Origin of the sequence: Paenibacillus farraposensis (assembly GCF_020736845.1) — a bacterium.
GTDB lineage: Bacteria > Bacillota > Bacilli > Paenibacillales > Paenibacillaceae > Paenibacillus > Paenibacillus farraposensis.
On sequence record NZ_JAFFQR010000013.1, the window covers coordinates 1 to 6789 of the forward strand.

Annotated in this window: 8 protein-coding genes and 2 pseudogenes; 9 read left to right on the forward strand and 1 reads right to left on the reverse strand. The window is 42.3% G+C overall.

Going from position 1 to position 6789, the window contains the following annotated elements:
- The 3 genes from JO375_RS02760 to JO375_RS02770 all read left to right on the forward strand — a co-directional run.
- A partial coding sequence (locus tag JO375_RS02760) for a CdiA family toxin C-terminal domain-containing protein (RefSeq protein WP_229523041.1) occupies positions 1-619 on the forward strand: 619 nt, incomplete at its 5' end.
- 20 nt (positions 620-639) lie between these two features.
- Positions 640-1023: a ribonuclease toxin immunity protein CdiI gene (gene cdiI, locus JO375_RS02765; RefSeq protein WP_229523042.1), complete on the forward strand. Its 384-nt coding sequence runs from the start codon at positions 640-642 to the stop codon at positions 1021-1023.
- 579 nt (positions 1024-1602) lie between these two features.
- Positions 1603-2463 carry a replication initiation factor family protein gene (locus tag JO375_RS02770; RefSeq protein ID WP_229523043.1) on the forward strand — a complete coding sequence of 287 codons (861 nt, stop codon included), beginning with the start codon at positions 1603-1605 and terminating at the stop codon, positions 2461-2463.
- On the opposite strand, the gene JO375_RS02775 is transcribed toward JO375_RS02770, so the two are convergent.
- Positions 2426-2632, reverse strand: coding sequence for a helix-turn-helix domain-containing protein (locus JO375_RS02775; protein ID WP_229523044.1), 207 nt, complete (start codon positions 2630-2632; stop codon positions 2426-2428). The genes JO375_RS02770 and JO375_RS02775 overlap by 38 nt on opposite strands.
- A gap of 162 nt (positions 2633-2794) precedes the next feature.
- Here JO375_RS02775 and JO375_RS02780 point away from each other — a divergent pair, with 162 nt between their 5' ends.
- The 6 genes and pseudogenes from JO375_RS02780 to JO375_RS02805 form a co-directional block, all read left to right on the forward strand.
- Entirely contained in the window at positions 2795-3571 is a 777-nt protein-coding gene (locus JO375_RS02780; protein WP_229523045.1) for a recombinase family protein, read from the forward strand.
- An 11-nt stretch (positions 3572-3582) separates the two neighbouring features.
- Positions 3583-3825: a hypothetical protein gene (locus JO375_RS02785; RefSeq protein ID WP_229523046.1), complete on the forward strand. Its 243-nt coding sequence runs from the start codon at positions 3583-3585 to the stop codon at positions 3823-3825.
- Positions 3826-3956: 131 nt separating this feature from the next.
- Positions 3957-5201 (forward strand): annotated as a pseudogene (locus JO375_RS02790) (IS110 family RNA-guided transposase).
- 158 nt (positions 5202-5359) lie between these two features.
- Positions 5360-5572, forward strand: a complete 213-nt coding sequence (locus JO375_RS02795; RefSeq protein ID WP_229523047.1) for a hypothetical protein — start codon at positions 5360-5362, stop codon at positions 5570-5572.
- A gap of 14 nt (positions 5573-5586) precedes the next feature.
- Complete coding sequence (locus tag JO375_RS02800; protein ID WP_229523048.1) at positions 5587-5958, forward strand: hypothetical protein; 372 nt, start codon at positions 5587-5589, stop codon at positions 5956-5958.
- 435 nt (positions 5959-6393) lie between these two features.
- Positions 6394-6789, forward strand: a pseudogene (locus JO375_RS02805) (contractile injection system protein, VgrG/Pvc8 family); the annotation flags it as partial.

Genomic DNA, 6789 nt, shown 5'->3' on the forward strand with positions numbered 1-6789 from the left:
TACACAAACTCCCGAATCCAAAGGCTACAAACCACAACCAAATGAAAGAACAACAGCTGAGGGGACGGGTGAAGTTCCTAATGTTAATCCGAAAATTGAAGTGAATTTTAAGACTGGTTATGATAAGCATTTAATCGAAGTAGAAGGATTTAAAGCAAAACCGACTATAGGAATAAAAGGTGGTCATAACCTTGAAAACCTTGAAAAGTATATTTTAGACAACTTTGGTGATCAGGTTAAGAATATTAATCAAGCTGTAACAAAAACGCCGCATCCAGATATTCCAGGTATCTATGAAGTTAAATACAAGCTCCCTGTTTATGACGGAATGAGCACAGCTAACGGTGGGAAAGGGAATTTCACTGGCCAGTGGAAAGAGTACAAAAATCCTAAAACTGTTTATGATCCTAAAGTTTTTTCTGATGAACAGATATTGAAGTTGGGAAAAGAAGCAATGGAAGAAGGAGTTGGTAATAACAGGATAATTCCTGGTGGAGTTAGGTCTCCAAGTGATATGGTCGAGGGTTATGTCAATATAAACGGGAAAAAACTAAAGTTTATGGGCTTTAAGGATAAGATTACAGGTGATATCACCAACTTTTTCCCAGTACTTGATTAATATTTATAGGGGGAATTTATATGGAAGATGAGATTTTTATTATTGAGGATTTTTCAGAAAAGATAGAACTTATGAGATTATATTATAAAATAATAGGTGATGGTAAATTTGTACAGGCAATCCGTCATTTTGAAAATGGTGATGGTTTTGGAATCGATCCAGTAAGTTGTACTTTTTCCCATGAATATCAGCCTGGAGAAGAAGGATATTTTGGTGAAAGTGGAGTTAACTTTAGTTTGCAACCTCCAATGGCTGAAATTGAAGAAAATGCAATTGTAGACTACGAGACATTTTTTAAATATTTAATTGAAGCAAGTGAGGATTATTTAACTCGAAATCCGAATGATAAAGATCAAGTGGAAGCTTGCTTGGAAATAATTAAACATAAATTTATGATATTCTAATGTCAGTAGAACGTCCTAAGCTTCTTGAGATTGTTGGTTATCTTTCATAATTGTGTTGATATTTTTCAGTTGGGGGCTACCAGTGCCGAATAAACACATTATTCAACCAATAAGACACCTAACCCATGTAATACCCGTATAAAGATTTCATCATTTCGGTTGTACGCACATCAAATGCTTTAATTTTATAACCTAAATAACGCTATTCCGTTACGTTGAACAGGTTGATTATGATTAGATACCATCATAATTGACCTGTTTTTTGCTATCTTCGTTTTCTTACCTTTTTTTCAAATTTATTTGCAACTGTAGAATATGCCGCCCCGATAGGGAGGATGAAATAACAGTAAATCGCATCTTTTCGGATAGATACCGCCACTATTAAGAGTAGGACGGCTAAAACGAAGTTTTTTTTCATATCGTCCGCAACTTAATTGTACCTTTCAACGATTGTTACAGCGAAGAAAGAACTCTGCTGACGAGCAGTTAACATATAACAGGCAGGGAACGTATAAGGCTAGCCGCCTGCCCTCTAATTAAGCCCGAAATTCATGAAAAAATTCGGGGAGGGGGCGGAACATGAATGGGGTAACGGTATCCATAGACCGTATAGTCATTGACTTTACAGACGTGTACTGGGACTTCTTCAATGAGTTCCATAAACAAATCTGTCACTATTACGGGGTCAGGATGACGGTGGGGGAAAGAGGATTTCAATACCGTATCAGAATCAACACAGGAGAACAGTTTCTACATATCTCCTATAAATTGGTATTTGCTCCGAAAACTCGTAAGAACACGCTCAGGATAGAAGTCTATCCGAAGTCGCTTGTTTACTTCCGTCATTGGCTCGAACAAATCCGAGAGTACGCCGATCAGGTCTTGTTTGTACGGTGTGATGTAGCTTTTGACATTCCTGTTCGCATAAGTGATCTGTTCACGATGTCTACGAAGGGTCGTAAGCTACGCCTGTTCAAAGGCACTCGCTATTACAACGGCAAGCATCAGCGTCAGGAGGATGGTTATTGTCGGGTGTATGACAAGAAACGTCAGTTGTTGGAGACAGGGCGGCAGAAAATCAGAGGGGAACGAACGAGAATGGAAATTGTTTATGCCTCGAAGGAGAAGATATCGCTTGCTACACTCGTTCAGTATCCGCCGCAGTTTAACAGCAAGTATCTATGTGCAGTTTTGACGGACTTGTCCAAGTTTAGTCCGAAGGTGGGGCGGCTTGTGAAGGAGATTCAGCAAGGAGAACTTCTACCGCAAGACACAACTCCTTACTACCGTAAGCAAATTCACGAACAAATGAAAACGCAAGAAGTTATTGACCTGACTGTATTGGCGGCAGAGCAGTGGCAGGAAGCGATAACGCTCCCTTGTGCCATTCTATCCGGCAAGATTAGTCATCTTCCTGTACAAGAAGTTCATTCAAGCTGATGTTTAATGTCTTACAGATAATATCAAATGTGCTGAGATGAACTCTGTCAACTTCATTGGAGCATAGATGGCTTATGGTATTTGGTCTTAGTCCTGTTAATCTTGCCAATTCACGCTGAGACATATTACGTTCAGCTAGAATCTCTTTGAGTTTTACGACAACGGGCAATTTGACACCAACTTCCGAACAGACTTGATTACCTCTATTATACGATTTCCTAACCCCTTATGGAAATGATTGATTGTATCGCTTAGTCGGTATATAATTAATTTGTATCTACTAGGCGTTACAAAAATCAAAATTATCGTAACGGTGGGGGGAGGAAACAGCGTGAATGTCATCGGATATGTTCGAGTATCGACACAAGGACAAGCCAAAGACGGCTACAGTTTATCGTACCAACAAGACGAAATCCGTTCTTACTGTCAGGAACAAGGATGGAACTTACTTCACATTTTTACTGACGAAGGAATCAGTGGAGCGAAGATTGACGAGGATACGCTTGAGGTTGACAGAATCGGCTTTCAGGACATGTTATCCGCCCTGTCTACTCAAACCATTGATGCAGTTGTCGTACTCAATACAAGTCGTCTCTGGCGGTCTGATATCGTGAAAGTTCTTGTTCATCGAGAGTTCAAAAAGCATGGCGTGGATGTTCGTAGCATTGAGCAACCGACTTACAGCATCTACAAGAAAGACCCATCCGATTTCTTAATCAATGGGCTTATGGAACTGCTTGACGCATACCAACGGCTTGAAATCTCGATGAAGTTAAGTCGAGGACGCAACAAGAAAGCACAGCAAGGCGGCTACGCAGGAGGTCGGGTGGCGTTCGGCTACAAAGTGAAGAAAGGTCAGAAGGCAATCGAAATTAATCTCGATGAAGCTACCGCTGTACAGCGATTGTTTGAACTCAAGGAGTTATTTCCTGACTGGTCATTATCTCAATTAGCGTATCAAATGAATGATGACGGCTTTACGACACAACAGGGCAAGAAGTTTACAAAGGTACAGATTAAACGCATCCTTGATCGCCGACCGTTGTACGAAGGTACTTATTTCTATGGTGGCATTGAAGCCAATGGGCTTCATCAAGCCATTATATAGGCGGTGGAGGCATGGAGCAGATGGAAATCTACAATGGCTACGTCGAACAAGAAGACAGCTATTACAAGAAACTCGAAACATTGGAACAATGCCAACATGCGATATTTGACCATATATACCGATTTGGCGAAATTTTTGATCGGCGGATGGCAGAAGAAGTACTGCTAACCATCCACCAATTGGAAGACAAGGTACGTTTGGAACTTCTACATTTGAAATTGTTAAAAGCATATCTGGCTTTTGAACTGAAATAACTTGTGACTTTCAAGGCAAGGAATAGAGAGGCTTGCGTCCCATTGCGAACCGAACGGTTAACGCTTGAACTGAGGTTGCCCCTATTCTTTACCCATGTCACGACAGAATCCGTAATCAGAGGTGAAGTCTTTTGAGTCATTACAAGCAGTATCACATCTATGTCGGTCTGGATTTACATAAAGCCCACCATACGGCGGTCATCATCAACTGTTGGAACGAGCGGCTTGGTGAGATTCAGATTGAGAATAAACCGTCTGCATTCGATGACCTGATGAAGTTCGTCAAGAAGCATACGGCAAAAGGCTTGACTCCTGTATATGGGTTAGAAGATACGGGCGGCAACGGCAGAGCCTTAGCCGTCCACCTAGTCGAGAAGAATCAAATCGTTAAGGAAGTGAATTCTGCTCTGTCCTACAGCGAACGAATGAGCCATGCGACTACGCAAAAGAGCGACAGTTGGGATGCATTCTGCATCGCCAAGGTACTCCTTGCAAGACTCGATGAATTGCCGGATGCAAATCCGCAAGACTTGTACTGGACATTAGGTTAACTGGTAGCAAGGCGGAATGCCATCGTCAAACATGCCAGTGGGTTGAAGAATCAAATGCATCAACAGTTAAGCTATCACTATCCGTCCTACAAGAAGTTCTTCTGTGACATTGACGGGAAAGCGGCTCTTGCCTTCTGGGAGAAGTATCCTGCACCGCACCAAGCGTTGACGGTGGGGGTAGATGAACTGGCGGATTATTTACGTGAAGCGAGTCATAACACATGTTCCACCCGTAAGGCAGAAGAAATACTGGAATTGGTGAAGCAGGATGGTGAGACGAAGCGGAACTTCCAAGAATACAGAAACTTCCTCACCGTCAACATGGTCAAGGACATGCGGAGAAGTCGGGAACTCATCAAGCAAATCGAGGAACAGCTTCGACAGGTATTGGCACAGACCGATTACAAGCTAGAGTCGATGGACGGAATTAGCACCGTTACAGCGGCGGAACTTATTGCTGAAATCGGAGATATTCGTCGCTTCTCCAATGCCGACAAGTTAGCCCGTTTTGCCGGAATCGCTCCTGTCCGCTTTAGTTCGGGCGGCAAGGGCAAAGACCAAGCCAGTGGGCAAGGTAATCGTGTACTGAATGCCATCTTCCATAACCTAGCCGTTCAGCAAATCCAAGTTGCAAAAGGAAGGAACAAGACACAGCGTAATCCCCTATTTTACGAGTTCTACCAACGGAAGCTAGCAGAAGGCAAGACCAAGAAGCAAGCCCTGATATGCATCATGAGAAGGCTTGTAAACATCATCTACAGCATGATGAAGAACAAAACTGAATACAGGGCGGCGAGTCCTCTAACAGAACTCAAAGCCGGATGATATAATGGTGGTAATTGGAAAAACAGTTATCATATCCTTTAGTAGATTTTAAGATTACTACTTAGGGGACGGGTAAAGCTAAGTATACTACTAATAATTTACCGAAGGATCCTAAAGAATTAATTAATAACGGTTGGAAGGATACAACGCCTGAAGGAATGGCGAAGAATACCAGCTCACGAGAATATATTGACCCTGTTACAGGAATGAAAGTTAGGTTTGATCCTGGGAAACCAGGAGCAAACGGTTTTGAGGGTAAGGATCATTATCATATTCACAATCCCAATAGTACAGGGAAAAATGATTATTACCTTGATGCTAATGGTAATCCGGTAGCAAAAGGCTCAAAAGCATCTCACATTATACCTTAGATTAGGAGAGTAAAATGAAACCATCAGAATTTATTAAAGCGTATACCCTTTTTGATAGTCTTGTAGAGGATTTAGAATATGATGAAGTCAAGAAGCAGTTAAGGATGACATTAGAATTGTGTCAGTGGAAACAATCCTTCTATATTGAAACTGAACCAGAAATGCAGCTTGGAATATTAATTTTCTCTGATGTAGCATTCTACAAAACTGAACCTCAATTATTTAATTTGGATAGTAGTGAAATACTAGAGGTCGATCTACTCCCATTTGAAGGAAAAGGTGAGCGTATTAAAATGGTTCTCAATGGTTTGGATGATGTAATTGTATTAAACATTCAATCTAGCGAGGTTGAGTGGAAAGAAATAAAGAATGAGGATGGACAATAGTTAGGAGTTTACAACTCCAACAGCAAGATCGTACAATACAACCAACAAACCAAAGACTAAACAATTCAAACACTTGATAAACTTTCAAAAGCTCTTTCCCACTTGAACCATGAGTAGGAATGAGCTTTTTTTGCCCGTGCGACACAAAGATATAGCTTCTTATGTCCGACGTATGGCCCAGTCTGCTAATGAGTTAGAGCGGGCATACCATCAGATTCCATCCGAACTGAGGAAACGCTGGAGGGCGAACTACGATCGTTACATGGCAGAGCAGCCGAAGCCAGAACAATCCCGGTCGTGGCTGGCTATTCTGGGTGAAGCCCAGCTTCAGAATGCGGAAGCCCAAGTCGCGGCGGGAAAGTATGCGCAGATGTAGTCGGAGAAGTTATATCAGGAGCGGGAACAGCAGTTGTAGAAGATTATACGTTTGGATTAATGAGTAAGGAATACGCCACAGATCATCCGATGGCGCGTAAAACAGGTGAAGTGATCGGACATTCTTTGACAACTGTAGCCGGAGCCTTAGAAACGGCTGGTGCTGTGACGGAAGGAATCTCAGGTGCTGTGGTAACAGCTACAGGAGTAGGAGCACCTGTAGGCATTCTTGCTATAGCAGGATCTGTCCTTGCGGGAGCACAGGGGGCAGCGGTAACGTATACCGGAGCATCCAATAGTGTGAAAAGTACTAAGGATCTTTATCGAATGTTTGAAAGCGAGGGGCCAAGTCCTAATAGCTCAACGCCATCTAAACCTTCTAGTGCAAAGTCAGGCAAGAGCGAAGGAACACCTGCCTCACAGAAACCGAGCAAACCCAACGAGAAGTTGCCCGGA

Coding starts and splice junctions, on each gene's coding strand:
- cdiI (WP_229523042.1), top strand. CDS start 640: ATGGAAGATGAGATTTTTATTATTGAGGATTTTTCAGAAAAGATAGAA.
- JO375_RS02770 (WP_229523043.1), top strand. CDS start 1,603: ATGAATGGGGTAACGGTATCCATAGACCGTATAGTCATTGACTTTACA.
- JO375_RS02785 (WP_229523046.1), top strand. CDS start 3,583: ATGGAGCAGATGGAAATCTACAATGGCTACGTCGAACAAGAAGACAGC.
- JO375_RS02795 (WP_229523047.1), top strand. CDS start 5,360: ATGGCGAAGAATACCAGCTCACGAGAATATATTGACCCTGTTACAGGA.
- JO375_RS02800 (WP_229523048.1), top strand. CDS start 5,587: ATGAAACCATCAGAATTTATTAAAGCGTATACCCTTTTTGATAGTCTT.